2 protein-coding genes and 1 pseudogene are annotated in these 2420 nt (G+C 28.0%); all 3 read left to right on the forward strand.

Annotated elements, in window-relative coordinates; genetic code table 11:
* The first annotated feature begins 41 nt into the window (after positions 1–41).
* Entirely contained in the window at positions 42–353 is a 312-nt protein-coding gene (locus ACGH4F_RS09455; protein ID WP_267350726.1) for a hypothetical protein, read from the forward strand.
* Positions 354–993: 640 nt separating this feature from the next.
* On the forward strand, positions 994–1326 hold the full coding sequence (locus ACGH4F_RS09460) for a hypothetical protein (protein WP_267350728.1): 333 nt from the start codon (positions 994–996) through the stop codon (positions 1324–1326).
* 399 nt (positions 1327–1725) lie between these two features.
* A pseudogene (locus ACGH4F_RS09465) lies at positions 1726–2109 on the forward strand (tRNA-dihydrouridine synthase); the annotation flags it as partial.
* Positions 2110–2420: the final 311 nt, after the last annotated feature.

Genomic DNA, 2420 nt, shown 5'->3' on the forward strand with positions numbered 1-2420 from the left:
AATGAATTTAAAAATTTTATTAACTAAAAAATAATTAAATCATGAAAAAAAGATTTAGACGTATGCCTAGAGGAAAACCTGAGTACGGTTGTTTTTCTAGTGAAGAGGTAAAAGGATGTGAAATCTTAGTTTATAGTTATTTCCCTGACTTAGAATACTCATTGGTTCTTCGCTTTGATGAAGATATCATTGTTAGTGAAACTGAAACTTTTATAAGTGAAAGTGATTATTCTGATAATTTCAAAGATTATTTTGATTCTTATACAAAGTTTCATATTGCATTGAAGTTGATGAAATTAGATTTAAATAAGATTCGTGATTTACATCAAACATGGTCTCAATCCAAAAAATAAATTAAATTTTTAATTTATTTTACCCCCCAGTTATTGATTTAACTGGGGTTTTTATTGAATGATATAAGTGTTCATTGTCTTGAAATTATCAAAATTATCAATCATATTGCATCTAATTAACCCAAAGTTACCTAGATATAAAAAATAAAATTATCTACAAATTTTACGCAATTCACTTCACTCCTCTTTCAATAAAAAAGTTATTTGATTAGCTGAAAAACTATGACTAATTAAAATCAATTGAGATGATAACTGGGTAATACAGTTAATATTAACACTGATGGTGTTTTGATAAAAAGCTAAATTGATTCAATATAGTTTAATAAACTAACTAAAGAGATAAAAAATTATTACTGTAGAATTAAGTAAAATACATTATGGAAAAAATATTGAAATTTAACGATTATCTGTTTAATATAGAAACAGGTTAGCCTAACTCACAATGTTGAGTTAATAGCTACCTACTGGTGAAGTAATTCACATAATTAATTAGTTAATTAATCAATATTTTTACATTATGTCATATAATAAAATTATCGGATTCTTATTCGAAAACAGTGAAAACGGAGTATCAATAGCAATATTGATGGATCTTGATCGTTCAATTGTTACATTACTACCAATGCGAAACGGCGAACGAATGGCAGGAACTAGCGAACTTGAATTAAGTTTAAAGCATTTTGATAAACTGATTGATGATTATCCTGATCTAGAGAAACGTAAGTGGTATGTCTATCTCTTATGTGGAGTGGGTTACGTTAATTTATATCCTGAAATATTTGATCAAATCAAAAATGAAATTAGTTCAAATTCTAATGATCATCTACGGACTCAAATTAAATTCGTAGATAAGCTTGCAAATACTTTGGCGTTTATTATCCTAATAGGATTAGTGTGTATTGCTGTTTATCTTATAGGCAAATTCGCACTTGCTGTATTAGTGTATATTTTTGACCATTTGAAATTTGATTAATCTAATCAAATAAACCTCAGTTATTTAACTGGGGTTTATTGTTAAAGTTTGTTCTTTCATAAATAGTTATCATTATTGCGCAACAAATTAAAATTCTATAGCAAATAAAGACTACGATGAATAAATAGATTGCTCGTATAAATATGATACTTTTAATAAATTTATGACTTTTAATAAGTAATCTTTTAAAGATTTAACAAACCTATTGATTTAATTAAATAATATAATTTTATAAATTAAAATCCAATATAACAAGATAAATAACAACTTAAATTATGCACTTTTTGTTGATACTCTTCTGAATTAAACACAAACCCCTAACATCATTGTATACTATGTTTTATGATAGAATATATGTTAAGTTCATAACTTAATTACCGCTTTAAATTTGGTACATTAATGAAATCAACACTAAATAAATTTTCTGTAGCGTCCATGCTCGATTGGACCGATAAACATTGTCGGTATTTTCATCGGATATTGACCAAACAAACTTTACTGTATACCGAAATGGTAACAACAGGAGCAATCTTATTTGGTAAAGGGAATTACCTTGATTTTAATGTCGATGAACATCCTATTGCTTTACAACTTGGTGGAAGTGATCCCATCGCATTAGCACAGTGCGCTAAATTAGCTCAACATCATGGTTATGATGAGGTAAATCTTAATGTTGGCTGCCCTTCAGATCGCGTTCAAAATGGGATGTTTGGTGCGTGCTTAATGGGAAATGCTGATTTAGTGGCTAAATGTGTTGCGTCAATGCAAGAAAGAATTGACATCTTCATTTATGAAATCGAAGAAACTGAGATGTACTTATTGGTACTTCGTATTAATGCAAATCCCATTAAAGCAACAGTAACTATAATAAGTCAACAAGTCTTTAAGGACCATTTATCTGGTATTTCAAGTCTTGAATTGTTTGATAAAACAGTGAAGTTGTGTAATGTCTTTACACGCATAATAGTCTTTCTTAAAAAGTTATATTATGTTTAAAAATTAAATTTTAATTTAATTCCCCCCAGTTGTCGATCTAACTGGGGTTTTTATTGCTTGACTTAAGTAAAAGTCGTCATGGAATAATTTAAATAGTC

Source organism: Gilliamella sp. CG35 (assembly GCF_046635745.1).
Taxonomy (GTDB): Bacteria; Pseudomonadota; Gammaproteobacteria; order Enterobacterales; family Orbaceae; genus Gilliamella; species Gilliamella apicola_I.